Origin of the sequence: Acidovorax sp. DW039 (genome assembly GCF_037101375.1) — a bacterium.
Classification (GTDB): Bacteria; Pseudomonadota; Gammaproteobacteria; order Burkholderiales; family Burkholderiaceae_C; genus Acidovorax.
In genome coordinates this window covers 3,290,365-3,310,716 of the sequence record NZ_AP029019.1, presented here as the reverse complement: position 1 = coordinate 3,310,716, position 20,352 = coordinate 3,290,365, and the positions used below count along the sequence as shown (strand labels likewise).

General features: G+C 64.5%; 19 protein-coding genes. 13 read left to right on the top strand and 6 right to left on the bottom strand.

Features of this window, described 5'->3' with window-relative positions; translation table 11 throughout:
• The first annotated feature begins 53 nt into the window (after window positions 1-53).
• The 4 genes from AACH87_RS14815 (at window position 54) to AACH87_RS14800 (ending at window position 5,706) form a co-directional block, all read left to right on the top strand.
• Window positions 54-1,880, top strand: coding sequence for an extracellular solute-binding protein (locus tag AACH87_RS14815; protein WP_338795250.1), 1,827 nt, complete (start codon window positions 54-56; stop codon window positions 1,878-1,880).
• Window positions 1,881-1,967: 87 nt separating this feature from the next.
• On the top strand, window positions 1,968-3,002 hold the full coding sequence (locus AACH87_RS14810; RefSeq protein WP_338795248.1) for an ABC transporter permease subunit: 1,035 nt from the start codon (window positions 1,968-1,970) through the stop codon (window positions 3,000-3,002).
• Between the two features lie 17 nt (window positions 3,003-3,019).
• Entirely contained in the window at window positions 3,020-4,078 is a 1,059-nt protein-coding gene (locus tag AACH87_RS14805) for an ABC transporter permease (protein WP_338795247.1), read from the top strand.
• Window positions 4,078-5,706 carry a dipeptide ABC transporter ATP-binding protein gene (locus AACH87_RS14800; protein WP_338795246.1) on the top strand — a complete coding sequence of 543 codons (1,629 nt, stop codon included), beginning with the start codon at window positions 4,078-4,080 and terminating at the stop codon, window positions 5,704-5,706. Before AACH87_RS14805 ends, AACH87_RS14800 begins: the two co-directional genes overlap by 1 nt.
• Before the next feature lie 70 nt (window positions 5,707-5,776).
• Here the strand turns inward: AACH87_RS14800 and AACH87_RS14795 are convergent, their stop codons facing one another.
• On the bottom strand, window positions 5,777-6,145 hold the full coding sequence (locus AACH87_RS14795; protein WP_338795245.1) for a FlxA-like family protein: 369 nt from the start codon (window positions 6,143-6,145) through the stop codon (window positions 5,777-5,779).
• Window positions 6,146-6,302: 157 nt separating this feature from the next.
• Between AACH87_RS14795 and AACH87_RS14790 the strand changes: the two genes are divergently transcribed.
• The gene (locus AACH87_RS14790; RefSeq protein WP_338795243.1) at window positions 6,303-7,244 is read left to right on the top strand and encodes a cation diffusion facilitator family transporter; all 942 of its coding nucleotides are present in this window, start codon (window positions 6,303-6,305) and stop codon (window positions 7,242-7,244) included.
• Window positions 7,245-7,397: 153 nt separating this feature from the next.
• Entirely contained in the window at window positions 7,398-8,300 is a 903-nt protein-coding gene (locus AACH87_RS14785; protein ID WP_338795241.1) for an alpha/beta hydrolase, read from the top strand.
• Window positions 8,301-8,428: 128 nt separating this feature from the next.
• Here the strand turns inward: AACH87_RS14785 and AACH87_RS14780 are convergent, their stop codons facing one another.
• The 4 genes from AACH87_RS14780 to AACH87_RS14765 form a co-directional block, all read right to left on the bottom strand.
• Window positions 8,429-9,415, bottom strand: a complete 987-nt coding sequence (locus AACH87_RS14780; RefSeq protein WP_338795240.1) for a PhnD/SsuA/transferrin family substrate-binding protein — start codon at window positions 9,413-9,415, stop codon at window positions 8,429-8,431.
• Between the two features lie 199 nt (window positions 9,416-9,614).
• Window positions 9,615-10,130, bottom strand: a complete 516-nt coding sequence (locus AACH87_RS14775) for a reverse transcriptase-like protein (protein ID WP_338795239.1) — start codon at window positions 10,128-10,130, stop codon at window positions 9,615-9,617.
• Window positions 10,131-10,272: 142 nt separating this feature from the next.
• Entirely contained in the window at window positions 10,273-10,521 is a 249-nt protein-coding gene (locus AACH87_RS14770) for a DUF3297 family protein (protein WP_338795237.1), read from the bottom strand.
• Window positions 10,522-10,729: 208 nt separating this feature from the next.
• Window positions 10,730-11,632 (bottom strand): LysR family transcriptional regulator, encoded by a 903-nt coding sequence (locus AACH87_RS14765; RefSeq protein WP_338795236.1) that lies wholly within the window; start codon window positions 11,630-11,632, stop codon window positions 10,730-10,732.
• An 85-nt stretch (window positions 11,633-11,717) separates the two neighbouring features.
• Here AACH87_RS14765 and AACH87_RS14760 point away from each other — a divergent pair, with 85 nt between their 5' ends.
• The 4 genes from AACH87_RS14760 (at window position 11,718) to AACH87_RS14745 (ending at window position 17,044) form a co-directional block, all read left to right on the top strand.
• On the top strand, window positions 11,718-13,094 hold the full coding sequence (locus AACH87_RS14760; RefSeq protein WP_338795234.1) for an acyclic terpene utilization AtuA family protein: 1,377 nt from the start codon (window positions 11,718-11,720) through the stop codon (window positions 13,092-13,094).
• A complete protein-coding gene (locus AACH87_RS14755) occupies window positions 13,091-13,477 on the top strand; it encodes a hypothetical protein (protein ID WP_338795233.1) in 387 nt (128 codons plus the stop codon). The genes AACH87_RS14760 and AACH87_RS14755 overlap by 4 nt, the downstream gene beginning before the upstream one ends.
• Window positions 13,478-13,599: 122 nt before the next feature.
• Window positions 13,600-14,529, top strand: a complete 930-nt coding sequence (locus AACH87_RS14750) for a tripartite tricarboxylate transporter substrate binding protein (protein WP_338798974.1) — start codon at window positions 13,600-13,602, stop codon at window positions 14,527-14,529.
• Window positions 14,530-14,920: 391 nt separating this feature from the next.
• Entirely contained in the window at window positions 14,921-17,044 is a 2,124-nt protein-coding gene (locus AACH87_RS14745) for an alpha/beta hydrolase domain-containing protein (protein WP_338795232.1), read from the top strand.
• A 316-nt stretch (window positions 17,045-17,360) separates the two neighbouring features.
• Here AACH87_RS14745 and AACH87_RS14740 read toward each other — a convergent pair whose 3' ends face one another.
• Entirely contained in the window at window positions 17,361-18,254 is an 894-nt protein-coding gene (locus tag AACH87_RS14740) for a LysR family transcriptional regulator (RefSeq protein ID WP_338795231.1), read from the bottom strand.
• A 116-nt stretch (window positions 18,255-18,370) separates the two neighbouring features.
• Between AACH87_RS14740 and AACH87_RS14735 the strand changes: the two genes are divergently transcribed.
• Genes AACH87_RS14735 through AACH87_RS14725 form a run of 3 tightly spaced genes read left to right on the top strand, consistent with a single transcriptional unit; the run spans window position 18,371 to window position 20,247 of the window.
• Window positions 18,371-19,237 carry an MBL fold metallo-hydrolase gene (locus tag AACH87_RS14735; RefSeq protein WP_338795230.1) on the top strand — a complete coding sequence of 289 codons (867 nt, stop codon included), beginning with the start codon at window positions 18,371-18,373 and terminating at the stop codon, window positions 19,235-19,237.
• Between the two features lie 40 nt (window positions 19,238-19,277).
• On the top strand, window positions 19,278-19,571 hold the full coding sequence (locus AACH87_RS14730; protein WP_338795229.1) for a hypothetical protein: 294 nt from the start codon (window positions 19,278-19,280) through the stop codon (window positions 19,569-19,571).
• 16 nt (window positions 19,572-19,587) lie between these two features.
• Window positions 19,588-20,247 (top strand): DsbA family protein, encoded by a 660-nt coding sequence (locus AACH87_RS14725; RefSeq protein ID WP_338795228.1) that lies wholly within the window; start codon window positions 19,588-19,590, stop codon window positions 20,245-20,247.
• Window positions 20,248-20,352 lie beyond the last annotated feature (105 nt).

Genomic DNA, 20,352 nt, shown 5'->3' with positions numbered 1-20,352 from the left:
TGGATATGCGCTGCCTGCTGCAATGGCCGATGAACGTAGTGCAGAATTGTCGCATGCGGTTTTGGCTTACTTTTTTGCTGATGGGATGCGCTGCCCCTGCCTGGGCTGCCCACGCTTACGCCCTGTGGGGCGAACCCAGGTACCCGGCGGGGTTTGACCACTTTGCCTACGTGAACCCCGCCGCCCCCAAGGGCGGCGAGCTGCGTCTGGTGAGCAACCTGCGCGTATCCACGTTCGACAAGTACAACCCCTTCACCATCAAAGGCAATGCACCAGCCTACCTGTCGTCGCTGATGTTCGACTCGCTGCTGGTGGGGGCGCAGGACGAAACGGCCACCGGCTACGGCCTGCTGGCCGAAGATGTGGAAGTGGCTGCAGATGGCCTGTCGGCTACGTTTCGGCTGCGCCGCGAGGCACGTTTTCACAACGGCAAGCCCGTGCTGGCGCAGGATGTGAAGCACAGCTTCGACACGCTGGTGGGGCCCTTTACCTCGCCCGCCTACAAAACCCTGCTGGCCGACGTGGACGGTGTCGATGTGCTGAACGATCGCACCGTGCGCTACCGCTTCAAGCAACCCAACCGGGAGCTGCCGTTGACTGTGGGAGGGTTGCCCGTGTTCAGCCGCGACTGGGGCGTGGAAAACGGCAAGGCCAAGCCTTTCGACCAGGTGGTCACGGACACCCCCATTGGCAGCGGCCCCTACAAGATCGGCCCGGTGCAGTTTGGCAAGGACATTACCTATGTACGCGACCCGCAGTATTGGGCGCGTGATTTGAATGTGCGCAAGGGCACGGCCAACTTTGACCGCATCCTCGTCAAGATCTACAAGGACAACACTGCACGGCTGGAGGCGCTGAAGGCGGGCGAGTTTGACCTGATGCGCTTTTTCAGCGCGGGCGACTGGGCCCGCCGCGTGAACGGCAAGAAGTTCGACACCGGCGAGCTGGTCAAGGGCGAGTTCAAGCACAAGCTGCCCTCCGGCTTTCAGAGCTACGTGCTCAACACCCGTCGCCCCTTCCTGCAGGACGTGCGCGTGCGCGAAGCGCTGGGCCTGGCGGTGGACTATGAGTGGATGAACCGCCAGCTTTTCTACGGTGCCTACCAGCGGGTCAACGGCCTGTTTGGCAACACGGCCTGCGAAACCCGGGGCACCCCATCGCCCGAAGAACTGGCGCTGATGGAGCCCTGGCGCAAGAACATTCCCGCTGCAGCGTTTGGCCCCATGACGGTGCCCCCTCGCACCGATGGCGATTCATCCCTGCGCGCCAACCTGCGCCGGGCGCAGGCCTTGCTCAAAGAGGCGGGCTGGGAAGTGCGCGATGGTGCCCTGCGCAATGCCAAGGGCGAGGCCATGGTGCTGGAATACATGGACAGCAACGAAGGCGGCGTGCGCACCGTGACCCCGTGGATGCGCGCGCTGGAAAAGCTGGGCATCACGCTCAAGTTCCGTTCGGTGGACTTTGCCCTGTACCAGCAGCGGCTGCAGAAGTTTGACTTCGACATCACCTCCATGGCTTACCAGGGCACCAACAACCCCGGTCAGGAGTTTGCCGACATGTTCGGCAGCGCTTCGGCCGACATGGAAGACTCCGGCAACTTCCCCGGCGTGAAGAACCCTGCGGTGGACGCGATGATCAAAGCCATGACTTCTGCCAAGACAGAGGCCCAGCTATTGCCTGCCTGTCATGCGCTGGAGCGCATCATCGCCCACAGCCACTACCTCATTCCGCAGTGGACGGCAGGCACCCACCGCATGGCCTACAACGCCTGGCGTCTGGCACGGCCCGACACCATGCCACCCTATGCCAGCGGCGAGGGCTGGGCCATTGACACCTGGTGGTACCGCAACCCGCCGCAGACAGCACCTGACAAGAAGTGAAAAGCCGCGCAGCGTAGGCTTCCTTCACTTCTTCGCCCCACCGCACTCTGCCCACCACCCTCAGCACGGTCATTACCCCACCAGCCCATGTTTGCCTACATCCTCAAGCGGTTTTTGCTGATATTTCCCACGTTGCTGGGTGTGCTGCTGCTCACCTTTGTGGTGGTGCAGTTTGTGCCCGGTGGGCCGGTGGAGCAGTACATGGCCGAGGCCAAGGCTGGCTTGGCGGGCGGTGGAGGTGCTGAGGGCGGCGGCCTAGGCTACCGGGGCGCGCAGGGGGTGGACCCGAAACGGCTCGAACAGATCAAGGCGCTGTACGGTTTTGACAAACCCGCGCACGAGCGCTTTTTTCAGATGCTGGGCCAGTTTGCGCGCTTTGATCTGGGCCGCAGCTTTTTCCAGAACAAGGATGTGTGGACGCTGGTGAAGGAGAAGCTGCCCGTCTCCATCAGCCTGGGCCTGTGGACCTTCTTCATCAGCTACCTGGTGGCCGTGCCGCTGGGCGTGGCCAAGGCGGTGCGGGCGGGCTCGCGGTTTGATCTGGTCACCACGCTGCTGGTGCTGGTGGGCTACGCCATTCCGGGCTTTGTGCTGGGCGTGGCGCTGCTGGTTATCTTTGGTGGGCAGCTGCAGTGGTTTCCGCTGCGCGGGCTCACCTCCGCCAACTGGGAAGAACTGTCGCTGTGGGGCAAGGTGACGGATTACCTCTGGCACATTGCGCTGCCCATCACGTCCATGGTGCTGGGCAGCTTTGCCGTCACCACCATGCTCACCAAGAACGCTTTTTTGGAAGAGATCCGCAAGCAATACGTGCTCACGGCCCGCGCCAAGGGCCTGAGCGACCGGCAGGTGCTGTGGAAGCACGTGTTCCGCAATGCGCTCATTCCCATCATCACCGGCTTTCCGGCGGCCTTCATTGGTGCGTTCTTCACCGGTTCGCTGCTCATTGAAACCTTGTACTCGCTCGACGGCCTGGGCCTGCTCAGCTACGAGAGCGTGATCCGCCGCGACTACCCCGTGGTGCTGGGCACGCTGTATTTGTTCACGCTGATCGGTCTGGTGACCAAGCTGGTGAGCGACCTGTGCTACGTGTGGGTAGACCCGCGCGTGAAGTTTGATTGATGCGTGCGACTCTTCCAATGAAGCCTTCCGCCACCCCATCTTCTGCGCCAGCTTCGCTATCCCCCTCCCGCCGCGCCTGGCTGCGCTTCAAGCGCAACCGGCAGGGCTACTGGAGCCTGTGGGTGTTTTGCGCCCTGGTGCTGGTCAGCTTGTGTGCCGAGCTGGTCAGCAACGACAAGCCGCTCATCGTGCGCTACGAGGGGCAAACGTATTTCCCCATGCTCAAGGACTACCCCGAGAAAACCTTTGGTGGCGACTTTGAGACCCCCACGGATTACCTCGATCCTTTCATTCAAGAGCGCCTGTCCGCAGGCAGCAACTGGGCGTTGTACACCCTCAACCGGTATGGCCCCAACACGCTGAACTACTTTGCCAAGTCGCCCAACCCCTCGGCCCCCACGGCAGACAACTGGCTAGGCACAGATGACCGGGGGCGCGACCTGCTGGCGCAGTTGCTCTATGGTTTTCGGGTAAGCGTGCTGTTTGGCCTGGCGCTCACGGCCACCGGGGTGCTGCTGGGCATGGTCACAGGCGCCATCCAGGGGTTTTTTGGGGGCAAGACGGATCTGGCCTTTCAGCGTTTCATTGAAATCTGGGGCTCCATGCCCGAGTTGTATTTGCTCATCATCTTCAGCGCCGTGTTTGCGCCCAGCATTGCATTGCTGCTGATTTTGCTGAGTCTGTTTGGCTGGATGGGCCTGTCGGACTATGTGCGGGCCGAGTTCCTGCGCAACCGCCAGCTGGACTATGTGAAGGCTGCACGCGCCCTGGGCGTGAGCAACACGCAAATCATCTGGCGCCACATTCTGCCCAACAGCCTCACGCCGGTGGTCACGTTCCTGCCGTTTCGCATGAGCGGGGCCATTCTTGCGCTCACCTCGCTCGACTTTTTGGGCCTGGGCGTGCCGCCCGGCACCCCCAGCCTGGGTGAATTGCTGAGCCAGGGCAAGAACAGCATCGATGCGTGGTGGATTTCGCTGTCCACCTTTGCTGTGCTGGTGGTGACCCTGCTGCTTTTGACATTCATGGGCGATGCCCTGCGCGATGCGCTGGACCCCAGAAAGGCAGACAAGTGATGTCGCAGCCCAACCCACAACCTCTGCTGCAGGTGGCAGACCTGCGCGTTCGCTTTGGCACCAAAGAAGTGGTGCGTGGTGTGAACTTTGACATAGCCCCGGGTGAAAAGCTCGCCCTGGTGGGCGAGTCTGGTTCGGGCAAGTCCATCACGGCCTTGAGCCTGCTGCAATTGGTCAGCGATGCCGCCATCAGCGGCCAGGCCCTGCTGCAGGGGCGTGACTTGCTGAAGATTCCCGAGCGGGAGATGCGCGGCGTGCGGGGCGGCGAGATCGCCATGGTGTTCCAAGAGCCCATGACCGCCCTCAACCCTTTGATGACCATCGGGCAGCAGATTGCCGAGATTTTGATGCTCAAAAAGGGCCTGACGGTCGCGGAGTGTACGCAGGCAGCTATTGATTTGATAGCAAAAACCGGCATCCCTGAGCCCGCCCGGCGCGCGGGCAGCTTTCCACACCAGCTTTCGGGTGGCCAGCGCCAGCGCGCCATGATCGCCATGGCCCTGGCCAGTGCGCCAAAGCTGCTGCTGGCCGATGAGCCCACCACGGCGCTGGATGTAACGCTGCGTGGGCAGATTCTGGACCTGCTGAGCGACCTGCAACGCCAGACCGGCATGGCCGTGTTGCTCATCACGCACGACCTGAACCTGGTGCGCCGCTTTGCCGACCGCGTGGCGGTGATGGAGCAGGGGGTGCTGGTGGAGCAGGGCCGCGTGGCCGATGTGTTTGCCAACCCCCAGCATGCCTACACCCAGCGCCTGCTGGCCAGCCAGCCCCGGCGCGATGTGGTCGAAGCCGACCCGCCGGCAGACACCGCTCCCGTGGTGCAGGCGCGCCAGCTGCGCGTGGTGTACCCCACGCCGTTGCCCGGTGTGCGCGGCTGGTTCAAAAAAGGCGAATTTGTGGCCGTGCAGGGGGCAGACCTGCAGCTGCTGCCCGGGCAGACGCTGGGCATCGTGGGCGAATCCGGCTCGGGCAAATCCACGCTGGCGCAGGCGGTGCTGGGCCTGCTGCCTTCCAGCGGCGAGCTGGCGGTCAATGGCCAGGCCTGGCAGCAACCCGCTACGCGCAACACCCCGGCCAACCAGGCCCTGCGCAGACAGGTGCAGGTGGTGTTTCAAGACCCGTTCTCATCGCTGTCGCCCCGCCTCACGGTGGAAGAGATCGTGGGCGAAGGCCTGCTGGTGCATGAGCCTGGTCTGCCCGCTGTCGAGCGCCGCAACCGCGTGGAAGCGGCCTTGGCTGAAGTCGGGCTGACCGAGGCCCAGTTCCCCGGCCTGCTCGCACGTTACCCGCATGAGTTCTCGGGCGGCCAGCGCCAGCGGCTGGCCGTGGCCCGCGCGCTCATCGTGCAGCCCCAGGTACTGGTGCTGGACGAGCCCACCAGCGCGCTCGATGTGACCATTCAGCAGCAGGTGCTGGCCCTGTTGCAGCGCCTGCAGCGTGACAAGGGGCTGAGCTACATCCTCATCACCCACGACGTGGACGTGATCCGCGCCATGGCCCACCATGTGCTGGTGATGAAAGACGGCGCGGTGCTGGAGCGGGGCTCGGTGGACGCCGTGCTGCAGCAGCCCCAGCACCCGTACACCCAAAAGCTGGTGGCTGCCGCTGCGGCGACTGCGGAGTGATGTGCCCACCCGCAAGGACGGGTGATCCAGAGCGGCCGAAGGCAGGCCAGGCGGGCAGAGAGGAGGGCGCTCAGGCGAATGTGTCCAGCCTGCTGCCCAAGGTGGTTTTGTCGCGTTCCTGGGCTCGCTGACCGCCATTCTGTTTGGCTTGCGCTTGGGCAGCCTGCTGTGCCTTGGTGGCTTCAGCCTGCTTTTGCTTTTCGATCTGCTCTTGCTGGTTTTGCCGCTGAATGGCGGCAATCTGGGCCTGCACCATCTGAATTTGCGACTGCAACGCCTGAACCTTCTGCTTTTTGGCCTTGGCATCCATCTCGGATGACGCAGTTTCCTTCAGCTCATTGGTCAAGGTGCGCAACTGCTTTTGCAGCTTGGCAATTTCGCTGGATGACGAGGCGCTGCTGGAAGCACTGCTGGCGGAGGTGGCACTGGAGACTTGCATACCGGTGTTATCGGCAAATTGTTGCCAAACTGAAACTACCTCAATCTTTCCTTAAGCCTTTAGGGGTAGGCTTTGGGTGAGCGTGCCCCCGCTGGACGAAAAGCGGCAGGTTGAGGCGGCTCCGTGACTTCATTCCAGCACCCCACAGATCCGCACCATGAATTTCAACGAACTGGACGACAGCGAAGACACCCAGCACACGCCTCAGGAGCGCGCCGCTGCTGCATCGCGCAGCACCTGGGTCAGCGTGGTGGTCAATCTGGTGCTCAGCACAGTGCAGATTGTGGTGGGTGTGTTGTCCAAGTCGCAGGGCCTGATTGCAGACGGTATTCATTCGTTGTCGGACCTGGTGGCCGATTTTGTGGTGCTGGTCGCCAACCACCACTCTCAAAAGGATGCGGACGAAGATCACCCGTATGGACATCAGCGGTTTGAGACGGCCGCATCGCTGGTGCTGGGGGGGCTGCTGCTTGCTGTGGGCGCGGGCATGGTGTGGTCTGCCGTGATGAAGCTGGAGAACCCCGACACCGTGCCCCAGGTGCATGCCGTGGCCCTGTGGGTGGCTGCCGGCGCGCTGGTGGGCAAAGAGCTGCTGTTTCGCTACATGCTGGCCGTGGCCAAGCGGGTCAAGTCGAGCATGCTGGTGGCCAATGCATGGCATGCGCGCTCGGATGCGGCCTCGTCTCTGGTGGTGGGCATTGGCATTGCGGGCAACCTGGCCGGGTACCCCATTCTTGATCCGATAGCTGCGCTGATCGTGGGCTTCATGGTCGGCAAGATGGGCTGGGAGTTTGGCTGGGATGCCCTGCACGACCTGATGGACCGCGCCGTGGACGATGAAGAAGTCAAGGCCATCCGCCAGACCCTGCTCGACACCCCTGGTGTGGCCGGGGTGCACGACGTGCGCACCCGCAAGATGGGTGACATGGTGGTGGTCGATGCGCATCTGGAGGTGGATGCCACCATCACCGTTGAAGCAGGGCACGACATTGCGGTGCTGGCCCGCCAGCGTGTGATGCAGCGCCACCGGGTGCTCAACCTCATGACGCATGTGGACCCCTGGCGCAAGCCGGATCTGGACCATGGTGCCCAAGGCTGACCAGCGTGCCGGGGCTGTGGGACCTTATGAGAGACCCATGGTCGCCAGGTAGTCTCCTGTGGTTCGTCGTCCTCACCGATGTGTCGCTACCGTGTCGCTCCCTGGGGGCGTTGGCTCGTACCATGGTGCTCTCACTGCTTGAACCCATCGCCCATGCCCAACGCCCTGTTTCCCGGCTTTGCCCCGCACCGCATCCCTACGCCTGATGGCCATTACATCCATGCCCTGGTGGGCGGTGACGGCCCGCCGCTGCTGCTGTTGCACGGCCACCCCCAAACCAGCGCCATCTGGCACAAGGTGGCTCCCACCCTGGCGCAGCACTTCACGCTGGTGCTGGCCGATCTGCGTGGCTACGGAGACTCTGCCAAACCCGCTGGTGACGCGGAGCACAGCAACTACAGCAAGCGCACCATGGCCGCCGATATGCATGCCGTGATGCAGCACCTGGGCCACGCCCGCTTTGCTGTGCTGGCGCATGACCGGGGTGCCCGTGTGGCGCATCGGTTGGCGGCAGACCACCCCCAGGCCGTGCAGCGCCTGGTGCTGCTGGACATTGCCCCCACGCTGGCCATGTACGAGCAGACCAGCAACGCCTTTGCCCGCGCGTATTGGCACTGGTTCTTTTTGATTCAACCCGCACCCTTGCCCGAGCGCCTGATCGAGACCGACCCGGCAGCCTACCTGCGCGATGTGATGGGCCGCCGCAGTGCGGGCCTGGCACCCTTTGATGCCCGGGCGCTGGCCGAGTACACGCGTTGCCTGTCCCTGCCCGGCGCGGCCCACGGCATGTGCGAGGACTACCGTGCGGCTGCTGGCATCGACCTGGAACACGACCGTGCCGACCGCGATGCCGGTCGCCAGCTTGGCATGCCTTTGTTGGTGCTGTGGGGCGAGCAAGGTGTGGTGCACCAATGCTTCCAACCCCTGGTGGAATGGCAGCGCGTGGCCAGCAACGTGCAGGGCCGGGCCTTGCCCTGCGGCCACTACATTGCAGAAGAGGCCCCTGACACCTTGCTGGCTGCCGCCTTGCCCTTCTTGCTGGAGGGGCGCACTTGATCTTGATGCGTCTGCCGCCCTTTGTGGTGGTGGCGGCCCTACCGGGCGCACCAGCATCGGCCTGATGCGCCTGGAAAGCGGGGACTAGTGGATCAGGCCCCCTGCGTTCCCCCTTGCGCTGCTGCCTTTTACTTGGCTGCTGCAGGCTTGGCCTCGGCCTGGGCTGCCTGGGTCTTTTTGTAGACCTCCATCACCGTCGCAAAGTCACGCTCGAAGTTGATGGGCAGCATGGTGTCGTTGCCCGGCAGCAGTTGCTTGAGCTTGGGCGAGAAGCTGTAAGCGTAAGAGCACTTCTGCACGCGGGTCTGCACGTCGGGCGGTGTGGATTTGCCAAGCGTCCACGTCTCGGTCATGAAGGGCGGGCTCTCCCACAGGGTGCGAATGCTCGATCCCTTCACATCGCCCTTGAGCACCATGCGCTGGTACAGGTCGCTGGCCACGGCCGCTGCGGGGTAAAAACCGTGCATCACGCCCGTCACCGATCGCTCGTGCCCGTTGGAGAACACCACCTCGTAGTTCTTGTCTGGCACCAGCCCAATGGCCGGGAACAGCGCGCGGGGTGCCAAGTTGCCCGAGTTGGAGGTGGGCGTGGAGTGGGCAATCTTCTTGCCGATCAGGTCCTTGGGCTCTTTGTAGGGGCTGTCCACCCGCGCAATCAGGATGAGGTTGTAGGAGTTGCGCTTGCCGGATGCCTTGTTGCCCGGCACCGCAAATGGGGCAGGCTGGCCTGCGGCCACCAGCTGAGGCACCAGACCGGGGTTGACCTGTGCGAGCTGCACCTTGCCGGTGGTGATGCCTTCAATCAACTCCTTCTCGCCCAGCAGGTCGATATTGGTGCTGCGCTCCAGCGATTCACCCTGCAGGTTTTGCAGGTCCAGGTTGCCGCAGCGTGCCAGGTGGTTGAAGTAGTCGCCCCACAGCAGCATGGTTTCTGCCTTGGCGTAGGTTTTGGGCATGGCCACCACCAGCTTTTCGCGCGGGCTGCTGGCAAAGTTGGGGGCCGGGCTGGCCGCTGCTGCGCGGGCCTGGACCGCATTGGGCGTCTGGGCCTGGGCGGCGCTCAGCGCCAGGGCGACACCCGACAAAACCGCCCCAAGGCGTGCATGAGCTTGCATGGTTTTCATCTCCCTCCGGAATGGAATACACACTGGATTGCAGACTGGCCACGGGCCACGCCTGGTCGGCCACGCTGCAAAGCCAACGAGTATGCATGAGATGTTTAGCCAAATGTAAAGACTGTGACGTGCTGATGACATTGCCATGACACGCGGGCTCGCTGGTGTCATGGGCTCACTGCCTCCGTGCCTCACTGCATTAAGGCTTGCGCTTGCGTTTGATGACACGCCCTTTGGGCAATGCCGCAGGCTTGGGCGGCATGCCAAGCGCGGCGCGGGCCAGTGCATCGGCAGCGGTGTTGCGGTGGCGCGGAATCCACTGCAGTTGCACGCTGTCAAAGCGCGCCAGCCAGGCGCGGGCATCGGCCAGCAGCGGCGCGATGCGCTGTGGTGGTGGCTTGGGGGGCAGCGCTTGCGGTGTGCCAGCGTGGGCGGGCGCAAGTTGCTCTACCAGAATCGTGCTGTCGCTGAACACCTGCGCATGGCGTGCGCCCAGGGCATGGGCCTGTTGCAGCGCGGCCAGCAGGGCCAGCGCTTCGGCCTCGTTGTTGCAACCGCTGGTGCTGGGGTGTTGCGACAAGGTGTGCAGCACCCCATCGGGGGCCCGCAGTGTGGCCCCCAAGCCCATGCGCCCCGGGTTGGGCTGCGCACTGCCGTCGCAGTGGATGACCCATGGTTGAGGCGCAGGCGCTGTAGCGGGGGACGCAGGGGTCATCAGGGGTAAGGACTGAGTGGGCTGTTCTTGGAGTGGCTCACACAACCCAGCGAAGCGGTTCTGGCTAGGCGTTCCGTCGCAGGCAGTACATCAGGTACGAGAAGACGGAACAACAAAGCCAGGAGGGTTGTGTGAGTCAGTCTCAGCGATAGAAGGCTTCGACTGTGCCCTTGAGCTGAATCAGCACCGGCTGGCCCTTGCGGTCCACCGTCTTGCCCGAGGGCACCTTGACCCAGCCTTCGCTCACGCAGTACTCGCGCACATCAAAACGCTCTTTGCCGTTGAGGCGAATGCCGATGTCGTGCTCAAACACCGCTGCATTGTGGTGGGGGCTGCGCGGGTCAGACGAGAGGCGGTCGGGCAGGGCGGGGGCGGATGTGGCGTCAGTCATGGCAATAGGGGCAATCGAGGCAAAAGCAAAAATGCAGGAACCGGGTTCCAAGGGCCGAGATTTTCGCGGATTTGGGGAGGGCCATTCGAAAGCAGGACGGGAAGCACCCGCTGCTTCAAAGAAAATCAGCCTCTGGCGCTTGACAGAATTGCGCAGGCAGCTATGAATTCAATAGCATGTTGAGCCAGCGAACAAGTCTGCCCGTCCCTCACACTCGGGGCCGCTGCCCCAGCATGTGTTCGTACAGCGACTGCGCCGCGACCGACAGGCTCTGGTCCCTGCGCCGCACCAGGTAGATCTGCCTTTGCAGCCCCGGTAACTGCAGCGGGCGTGTCACCACCCCCGGCTGCTGAAAGTGGAACAGCGTGAGCGCTGGCACCACGCTGATGCCTAGGCCCGCGCGCACCATGCCGGTGACGGTGGCCAGTTGCTCCACCTCCATCAGCGTGTGCATGGCCTGCGGGCGAAACGCGGCCTCCAGGTACTGGCGCACGCTGCTCGTGCGCGCCAGGTGGATGAAGGGGTAGCCCGCCAGGTCGGCCACCGCCAGCGGCTTTCTGCGCCGTGCCAGCGGGTGCTGCTCGGGGCACACCAGGTGAAAGCTATCGCTGCAGAACGGCTCGGCCTGCAGCGCGGGGGTATCGGCGCGGATGGCGGCCAGGGCAAAGTCGGCCGTGCCGCTGGCCACGCGGTCAATGCAGGGCTCTGACAGCACATCGGCAATGTCCACCGCGATGCCGGGGTGGGCTTGCTGGTAGCTGGCCAGCACCTGCGGCAGCCAGCCCGCCGCCAGCGATGGCAGCAGCGCCACGGCCACGCGGCCGCGTTGCAGCGTCACGGCATCGCGCAGGGCCGCCACGGCGGCGCGCATCTCGGCGCGAATGCGGTGGGCCGATTCGAGAAAGTTCGCCCCCTCGGGCGTCAAATCCACATGCCGTGTGCTGCGGTCAAACAGGCGCGCGCCCAGCTCGTCCTCCAGCGCCTTGATCAGCGCGCTGAACGCGGGCTGCGACAAGTGGCATTGCACGGCGGCGCGGGTAAAGCTGCGGTGCTCGGCCAGCGCCACAAAGGCATCGAGCTGGCGGGCGGAAAGCGCGGGGTTCTCATTCATTTGTTTTACGGATGGATTGATTGTAACAATCGATTTCACAGAATAGCGCAGCCTGCTTACATTGCACCGCAGGAGACAGCGACTGATGTCACAACACATTCCCCACCTGCGCATTGGCTGCGCGGCAGGCTTTTCGGGCGACCGCACCGATGCCGCCGCGCCCGTGGTGCAGGCCCTCATCGCCAGCGGCCAACCGGCCGTGCTGATTTTTGAAACCTTGGCCGAGCGCACCCTGGCGCTGGCCCAGCTGGCACGTCGTACCCAGCCTGATGCGGGCTACGAGCCGCTGCTGGTGGACCTGCTGCAGCCCGTGCTGGCCGACTGCCTGGCGCACGGCGTGCGCATTGTCAGCAACTTTGGCGCGGCCAACCCTGCGGGCGCGGCGCGGCGCATTCACCAGCTGGCGGCCGAGCTGGGCCTGCGCGCACCCCGCATTGCGGTGGTGCAGGGCGACGACCTGAGCGGCCCCCACCACCGGGCGCTGCTGGAACGTGCCCTGGGCCCCGCCATGCCCACTGAGCCCATCGTCAGCGCCAATGCCTACATCGGCGCGCAGGCCATTGCCGATGCGTTGCGCGCCGGGGCCGACATCGTGGTTTGCGGCCGTGTGGCCGACCCATCCCTGGTGCTGGGCCCGGCCATGGCGCACTACGGCTGGGCGGCCGACGACTGGGACCGCCTGGCCCGCGCCACCATGGCAGGCCATTTGCTCGAATGCGGCGCGCAAGTCACCGGCGGCTACTTTGCCGACCCTGGCTACAAAGACGTGCCCGGCCTGGCCACGCTGGGCTACCCCATTGCCGAGATCGACCCCGACGGCCACTGCACCATCACCAAGCCCGCAGGCACCGGCGGCTGCATCAACGAGCGCACGGTGAAAGAGCAGCTGCTGTACGAACTGCACGACCCAGCGGCCTACCTGACCCCTGATGTGGTGGCCGACATCACCGCCGCGCAGGTGCTGCCCGTGGGGCCCGATGCGGTGCGGCTGGAAGGCGTGCGCGGCCACCCGCAGCCGCCTACGCTCAAAGTGAATGTGTGCTTTGAATCTGGCTGGTTTGCCGAAGGCGAAATCTCTTACGCAGGCCCCCGCGCCGAGGCCCGCGCCCGCCTGGCGGGCCAGGTGCTGCGCGAGCGGCTGCAGGGCCTGGGCCTGGTGCGTGTGGACCTGATTGGCGTGACCAGCGTGTTGGGCGACGACGCCAGCACCTGGCTGGATGCGCCTGCTGCGCGCCTGGACGAAGCCCGCGACGTGCGCCTGCGTGTGGCCCTGCAGCACCGCGACCACGCCAGCGCCCAGCGCCTGGTGCGCGAGGTGACAGCCCTCTACACCTGCGGCCCCGCAGGCGGCGGCGGTGTGCGCACCGCCATGCGCCCGCGTCTGGGCACCGTGTCATGCGTAGTGCCGCGCAGTGCCGTGGTCACCGGCTACCAGATGTGGAATGAAGGGGGCCTGCAATGACCGACACGCGCACTGCCGAGGCCACTGCCATGCTCACCGTGCCTCTCTACCGCCTGGCCCACAGCCGCACGGGTGACAAGGGCAACCGCTCCAACCTCAGCGTCATTGCCTGGCACCCCGCGCTGTGGGATGTGCTGGTGCAGCAAGTGACCGAAGAGGCCATGGCCCGCCACTTTGCCGCCCGCCAACCCAGCCGCGTGGCCCGCTACCTGCTGCCCCAGCTACACGCCATGAACCTGGTGCTGGACGACGTGCTGGACGGCGGCGTGAACGACGCCCTCAACCTCGACAGCCACGGCAAGACGCTGAGCTATTGGCTGCTGTCGCTGCCCGTGCAGGTGCCCACTGCGCTGGCCGACTACCTGGCTGGACCCGCTGAGTGACCGTGTGTGGGTCGCCCCCGCTTTCGTTTGACATGACCCATAGAACAGAAGGAGACAACATGCCCGCTAACCGCTTTGCCTTGAACCGACGCCACGCGCTGACTGCCGCTGCCGGTGCCCTGATGGCCCTGTCCATCGCCGCGCCCGCCGCTGCCCAAACCTTTCCGGCCAAGCCCATCACCTTTGTGGTGCCGTTTGCCGCAGGCAGCGCTACCGACCAGCTGGCCCGTGCCATCGGCCAGTCCATCACCAACGACACCAAGCAGGCCGTGGTGGTGGACAACAAGGCCGGTGCCAGCGGCATGATCGCCGCCGCCGCGGTGGCCAAGGCCGCGCCTGATGGCTACACCATCCTCATCACCACCAACACCACCCACGCCGCCAACGAGCACCTGTACAAAAAACTCTCTTACGACCCGGTGAAAGACTTCGCGCCCATCACCGGCCTGGGCAAGGGTGGACAGGTGCTGGTGGTCAACCCCGCATCGCCGCACAAGAGCGTGGGCGACCTCGTGGCCTTTGCCAAGAAGAACCCCGGCAAGCTGACCTTTGGTAGCGGCAGTGCATCGAGCCGCGTGGCGGGCGAAATGTTCAAGCAGCTCGCGGGCGTGGACATACTGCATGTGCCGTACAAGAGTAACCCCTTTGCCATCACCGACCTGCTGGCCGGGCAGATCGACCTGATGATCACCGATACCTCTACCGGCATGCCGCAAATCACCGCTGGCAAGCTGCGGGCGCTGGGCTATTCCACGCAAAAACGCAGCGCACAGTTGCCGGATGTGCCCACCATTGAGGAAGCGGGCGTCAAGGGCTACGACATGGGTTACTGGTTTGCCGCCTACGCCCCTGCAGGCACGCCCGCTGCCGTGGTCAACCGCCTCAACGAGCTGATGCAGCACGCCACCAAGAGCGCCACGGCCAAGTCGTTCTTCGACATGTCCGGCTCTGAGGCCTGGACGACCACGCCCGCAGACCTGGCCAAGTTCCAGGCCGCCGAGACCCTGAAGTGGGGCAAGGTCATCAAAGCCGCCGGGATTGAAGCGGAATAAACGCAAGGCCTGAGGGATTCCTCAGGCCTTTTTTCTTAGAACAGGTTCTTAGTGCTGTTGCCATGCCACCGGCCCGCCCGCCGGTGCAGGCGGAGCTTTGCCCGCAGGCAACGGCCGCGCCCCGGCGCAACCCCACGTGAGCGACGAGCAGCGCAACAGACGCTGCCGCTTTTGCGTAGAGAGAACTCGCCCTTGGGATTCTCTGCACGAATCGAGCGGAAAGTGTGAACTGCGGATCGGGATGGGCTGCAAGGCGCAAAGCGCAGCAATAGCCGTAGCTATTGCGAGCATTTGCAACGCAGCAGACCGCCCGAGTCCGCAGATGCACACGGCGCGGCGATTTGTGCAGAGGATCCCTTACGGCGATATCCATCCAACCCCAGGAGACAACATGAAGCACCTTCATGCATTTGGCCAACTGGCCTTCACGGCCATCGCCACGGCAGCCTTGGCTGCATGTGGCGGCAGCGATTCCACCGCCACCAAAGCCCCAGCCTTCAAGCTGGAGATCGCATCTACCGAGGCGTTCCCCGGCACCTATGGCGACGTGGGCGAGTACGAAACCGTCAAAGGCACGCTCAGCGGCGAGGTCGACCCGGCCGACCCCAAGAACGCCGTGATCCAGGACTTGGCCCTGGCCCCCACCAACGCCAACGGCATGGTCGAGTACAAGGCCGAGTTCGTCATGCTCAAGCCCAAAAACATGGCGAAGGCGAGTGGTGTGCTGCGTTACGACGCACCCAACCGCGGCAACATCCTCACCCTGCTCAACCCCACGGCCACACCCAGCGATGCGGTGTACCTGGAGCGCGGCTACGTGATGCTGTATTCGGCTTGGCAGGGCGATGTGCCCAAGAGCAGCGCCGCGCGCCTGACGGTCACCGTGCCCGTGGCCAAGAACAAGGACGGCAGCAGCATCACCGGCCCCTACCGCGCCGAGCTGGCGCCCACCGCCGCCAGCTCTGCCATGACGCTGCCCGGCGGCGTGTTCAACGGCACGATGATTCCGTACGAACCCGCCAGCCTGGACAATACCCAGCCCGGCTATTCACTCACGCGCCGCGCCAACGAGACAGATGCACGCGTCACCATTCCTGCGTCTGACTGGAAGTTCGCCACCTGCGATGCCACGGGTACCAACGCTTTCCCCGGCACGGCCAGCGCCACCAGCGTGTGCCTGAAGGGCGGGTTCGACCCGGCTTATCTGTACGAGCTGGTCTACGTCGCCAAAGACCCGAAGGTGATGGGTGTGGGCTTGGCCGCGTTGCGCGACACGGTGAGCTTCTTCCGCAGCAAGGCGGCCGACTCCACTGGCACGGCCAACCCGGTGGCGGGCCGCATCCAATACACGCTGGGGCAGGGCACCTCGCAGTCGGGCAACGCCATGAAGACCTTCCTGCACCTGGGCTTTAACCAGGCGCTGGATGGCGGCAAGGTGTTTGACGGCATGTACGCCCACGTCGCCGCGCGCCAGACCAACATCAACACCCGCTTTGCCGTGCCCGGCGGCGGCGGTGGTTTGCGCACCGACCACACCGCCTTTGGCCAGACGGCGCCCCGTGGGCTGGACAAAGACTACATAGACGACATCAGCGGCCGCCAAGGCGGTGTGATGAAGCGCTGCGCCGCCACCAACACCTGCCCCAAGTTCTTCCTGGGCCTGTCGGGCACGGAATTCTGGCAGCTGCAAGGCTCGCCCGTGCTGACGGACGCCAACGGCACCAAGGACCTGGTGCAGCCCGACAACGCCCGCATCTACTACTACGCCTGCACCCAGCACGGCGGGGCAGGGGGCACGGCCAGCATTGCCTATGCGCCCACCCGCGCCACATACCCTACAGGCACGGTGGTGCACTTCAACGACACCTTCCGTGCGCTGTTCCTCACCCTGGAAGACTGGGTGGTGCGCGGCACGCAGCCGCCCGCCAGCCAGGTGCCCAAGCTGGCGGACGGCACGCTGGTGCGGCCCGAGGCGCTGAGCTTTCCGGCCATGAAGGGGCTGACCTGGGCGGTGAATGGTGTGCAGACCGCGATCCCCGACTTCAGCTACCGGGGCCTGTACAACAACTTCTCGCTGTTCGACTTTGGACCGCAGTACATCCCGCAGGACGAGGCAGGCATCGCCACCGTGCTGCCCCCGCGCAACCTGGGCCGCGACTACGCCATCCTCGTGCCGCAGGTCGATGCCAGCACAGGCCTGACGCGTGCGGGTATCCGCAGCGTGGAAGCGCGTGCACCGCTGGGCACCAGCATCGAGTTCAACTACGTGGCCACGCCCGGCATTACCGATCTGGCCAACCTTACGGGCAGCTTCATCCCCTTCCACAAGACGCGTGCAGCGCGGCTGGCGGCGGGCGATGCGCGGCCGTCGTTGGAAGAGTTGTATGGCACGCAGGAAGGCTATGTGGCTGCCGTGACCCAGGCCGCACAAGAGCTGGTCGCCCAGCGCCTTCTGCTGCAGCGTGATGCAGATGCGCAGATTGCGCGGGCAAAGGCGACGGTGGTGTTGCCCTGATCCTTGAGGGTGAACGGCCTCATCCAGGCGGGGGCTGTGCAGTCCTCTGTCTGGATGTGGTGGGTATCAGTAAAAAATGGCTCCAGCGCTTGATATTCAAGCGCTGGCAGCTATCAAAACGGAAGCAATTCAGTTTTTTCAGAAGATTGAGGGATGTCCTGCATAACCCTCGCGAGGCGGTGGTAGTGCGGATCGGGAGGGGCCGCAAGGCGTCTTTTCTTGCCAATAGCCGAGCTATTTGCAAGAAGAGCAACGCAGCGGACCGCCCGAGGCCGCGCTATCAGAGGTCGCAGGGAGTTATGCAGGACATCCTCAGTTACCACGGCACCCCTTCAAACCGCTGCACGAGAAAATCCAGCAGCGCCCGCACGGCGGGTGACAGGTGCCTGCGCGAGGGGTACAGCGCATAAATCGTCATCACCGGCAGGTCCCACCCAGGCAGCACGGCCTGCAACTCGCCACTGCGCAGGTACGGGTTGACGAGGTAGGTGGGCTGTAGCGCAATGCCGCCACCCGCCAGCGCTGCACGCATCAGCGTGGTGGCCTCGTTGGCGCTGAAGTGGCCTGACACGCCCACGCGTTCCACCACATCGCCGCGCGACAGCTGCCATACGCTTTTGCCAAAGTTGGCATAGCTCAGGCAGCGGTGCTGGGCCAGGTCTGCGGGCTGCTGCGGTGTGCCGTGGGCCGCCAGATAGGCGGGCGATGCGACCAGCACCGATTCGCACTGCGCCAGCGGGCGGCCAATCAGCATCGGGTCCGGTTCGGCGCTGATGCGAATGGCCAGGTCAATGCGCCGCTCCACCAGGTTCAGCGAGCCTTCGCTCGCATCCAGGTCGATCTTGAGCTGCGGGTGCTGGGCCAGAAAGTCGGCAATCGCCGCGCCCAGCTGGGCGTAGGCAAACGACACACTGCACGTCAGCCGCAGCTGGCCGCGCAGCTCCCCTTCGGCGGTGGTGGCGGTTTCTTCTTCCAGGTCGGTGGTCAGCGCCAGCATCTGCTGGCAGCGGCGCAGCGCCAGCTCGCCCGCGTCGGTCAGCGTCACGCTGCGGGTGGTGCGCTGCAGCAGGCGAGCCTGCAGCCACTGCTCCATCTCGGCCACATAGCGCGTGACCATGGCGCGTGACATATCGAGCTTGTCAGCGGTGGCGCTGAAGCTGCCGCTGGTGGCCACTTCGGCAAACACGCGCATGGCGGTCAGGCGGTCCATAGGCTGCTTATTTGTTCGATTGGTGAAATAAATATGCGCAAATTATCGGGTTTATTGGATCGAATGGCGCAAATAAACTTTCTCCCATCGTTCAAACACCCCTTGGAGAAAACACCATGTTCCGCACCACCCTCATCGCCGCCACGCTGTCCATCGCCTTTGCTGGTGCCCACGCCGCGCAGCCACTGCAAGTCAAGGTCTACAACGCAGATGGCAACAGCTTCAACGTCAATTCCACCCTGGTCTATGGCGAAAAAGAAGCCATGGTGATTGACGCTGGCTTTACCCGCGCCGACGCGTTGCGCATTGCCGCCAACGTGCTCGACAGCGGCAAGGAACTCAAGACCATCTACGTGAGCCAGGCCGACCCTGACTACTACTTTGGCGTGGAGACCATCAAGGAAATCTTCCCCAAGGCCGAGGTGGTGACCACCCCCGCCGTGCTGGAGAAGATCAACGCCAAGCTGGCGGGCAAGATCGCTTTCTGGGGCCCCAAGATGGGTGCGAACGCACCGCGCACCCCCGTGCTGCCCAAGGCCATCAGCGGCAACACGCTGACCGTGGACGGCCAGACGGTGGAGATCCGTGGCACCACGGGCCTGCTGGCACACCGCCCCTACGCCTGGATTCCATCCATCAAGGCCGTGGTGGGCAACATTGGCGTCTTTGGCACCAACATGCATGTGTGGACGGCTGACACCCAGACCGTGGCTGAGCGCAGTGCCTGGGTGGCCCAGCTCGACGAAATGGCCGCCCTGCAGCCCACCGTGGTGGTGCCCGGCCACATGCCCGCAGGCACGGCGCTGGACGCAAGCAACGTGACCTACACCAAGGGCTACCTGCAAGCGTTTGAGAAGAATGCCGCCGCCACCAAGACCAGCGCCGAACTCATCGACGCGATGAAAAAGGCCTACCCCGCAGCGCCCATGGGCCTGTCGCTGGACATCGGTGCCAAGGTGAACAAGGGCGAGATGAAGTGGTAAGGGCCGCCAAAGCAAACCGTTAAAACGAAGGAACCAGATCGTGACCGCTACGCACCCGCTCCAACAAGTCCTGCAGCACCTGCACGCCGGGCGGTGGAATGCGGCGCACGATCTGGTGCAGCACGACAGCTCGCTGCTCGGCGCATGGCTGCACGGCATCCTGCATTTGCAGGAAGGTGATCTGGAAGACGCCGAAAACTGGTACGACCGCGCCGCTCGCCACTTCCGCAGTCGCGGCACGCTGGCCGAAGAAATTGCAGCGTTGGAGGCTGCTCTGGCTACATCCACAGCGCCTGCTGCAGCGCCGTCTGCCTCCACGCCGCCTCACCTTTGAAGAAAGACCTTGCCCCATGACTTCCACACCCACCGCCACGGTGACTTATCTGTTCGACCCTCTGTGTGGGTGGTGCTACGCCGCCGCGCCTGCGCTGCAGTACCTGCAGGGCGTTGACGGTATCAACGTGGTGCTTGCACCCACCGGCCTGTTTGCAGGTGCGGGCGCACGCCCTATGGACGCGCAATTTGCCGCCTACGCCTGGGCCAACGACCAGCGCATCCAGCAGCTCACCGGCCAGCCTTTCACACAGGCCTACCGCGATCACATCCTGGGGGCTGCGAATGGCCGTTTTGACTCCGGCCCCGCCACGCTGGCCTTGACTGCTGTGGCCCAGACCGCGCCTGAGCGTGAACTGGACGCATTGCACGCCCTGCAGCACGCCCGCTATGTGGAAGGCCGCGACAACGCCGATCCCGCCGTGATTGCCGATGTACTGAACAGCCTGGGCCTGCAGGCCGCCGCAGCCCGGCTGCGCGAGCCCGACGACACCCTGCGCGCAGCCCTGCTGGAGCGCGTGGCCGCCGCCCGCGCCACCATGCAGTTGCTGGGGGCCCAAGGCGTGCCGCAACTGGCGGTTGCGGGGCAGAGCGGGGTGTTGCAGCTGGTGGGTGGCGATGCTCTGCTCGGGCCGCGCGAGGCATTGCTGGCGCGGGTGCAAGCGGCCGCGGCTTGAAGGCGGCAGAGCGCGCCACCTAGACAATCGTTCAAGCTGAGCCCGTCGAAGCGCGGCACCGGGCTCCAGTAGGCTCAACTCAAGCGGGGGAAGGGCTGAAGGTGA

What these genes read in the sequence shown, in the direction of transcription:
- AACH87_RS14790 (WP_338795243.1), top strand. Translation starts at nt 6,303, where the DNA reads ATGAATTTCAACGAACTGGACGACAGCGAAGACACCCAGCACACGCCT.
- AACH87_RS14745 (WP_338795232.1), top strand. Translation starts at nt 14,921, where the DNA reads ATGAAGCACCTTCATGCATTTGGCCAACTGGCCTTCACGGCCATCGCC.
- AACH87_RS14775 (WP_338795239.1), bottom strand. Translation starts at nt 10,130, where the DNA reads ATGACCCCTGCGTCCCCCGCTACAGCGCCTGCGCCTCAACCATGGGTC.
- AACH87_RS14750 (WP_338798974.1), top strand. Translation starts at nt 13,600, where the DNA reads ATGGCCCTGTCCATCGCCGCGCCCGCCGCTGCCCAAACCTTTCCGGCC.
- AACH87_RS14725 (WP_338795228.1), top strand. Translation starts at nt 19,588, where the DNA reads ATGACTTCCACACCCACCGCCACGGTGACTTATCTGTTCGACCCTCTG.
- AACH87_RS14780 (WP_338795240.1), bottom strand. Translation starts at nt 9,415, where the DNA reads ATGCAAGCTCATGCACGCCTTGGGGCGGTTTTGTCGGGTGTCGCCCTG.
- AACH87_RS14785 (WP_338795241.1), top strand. Translation starts at nt 7,398, where the DNA reads ATGCCCAACGCCCTGTTTCCCGGCTTTGCCCCGCACCGCATCCCTACG.
- AACH87_RS14770 (WP_338795237.1), bottom strand. Translation starts at nt 10,521, where the DNA reads ATGACTGACGCCACATCCGCCCCCGCCCTGCCCGACCGCCTCTCGTCT.
- AACH87_RS14760 (WP_338795234.1), top strand. Translation starts at nt 11,718, where the DNA reads ATGTCACAACACATTCCCCACCTGCGCATTGGCTGCGCGGCAGGCTTT.
- AACH87_RS14805 (WP_338795247.1), top strand. Translation starts at nt 3,020, where the DNA reads ATGAAGCCTTCCGCCACCCCATCTTCTGCGCCAGCTTCGCTATCCCCC.
- AACH87_RS14810 (WP_338795248.1), top strand. Translation starts at nt 1,968, where the DNA reads ATGTTTGCCTACATCCTCAAGCGGTTTTTGCTGATATTTCCCACGTTG.
- AACH87_RS14795 (WP_338795245.1), bottom strand. Translation starts at nt 6,145, where the DNA reads ATGCAAGTCTCCAGTGCCACCTCCGCCAGCAGTGCTTCCAGCAGCGCC.
- AACH87_RS14735 (WP_338795230.1), top strand. Translation starts at nt 18,371, where the DNA reads ATGTTCCGCACCACCCTCATCGCCGCCACGCTGTCCATCGCCTTTGCT.
- AACH87_RS14815 (WP_338795250.1), top strand. Translation starts at nt 54, where the DNA reads ATGCGGTTTTGGCTTACTTTTTTGCTGATGGGATGCGCTGCCCCTGCC.
- AACH87_RS14765 (WP_338795236.1), bottom strand. Translation starts at nt 11,632, where the DNA reads ATGAATGAGAACCCCGCGCTTTCCGCCCGCCAGCTCGATGCCTTTGTG.
- AACH87_RS14755 (WP_338795233.1), top strand. Translation starts at nt 13,091, where the DNA reads ATGACCGACACGCGCACTGCCGAGGCCACTGCCATGCTCACCGTGCCT.
- AACH87_RS14800 (WP_338795246.1), top strand. Translation starts at nt 4,078, where the DNA reads ATGTCGCAGCCCAACCCACAACCTCTGCTGCAGGTGGCAGACCTGCGC.
- AACH87_RS14740 (WP_338795231.1), bottom strand. Translation starts at nt 18,254, where the DNA reads ATGGACCGCCTGACCGCCATGCGCGTGTTTGCCGAAGTGGCCACCAGC.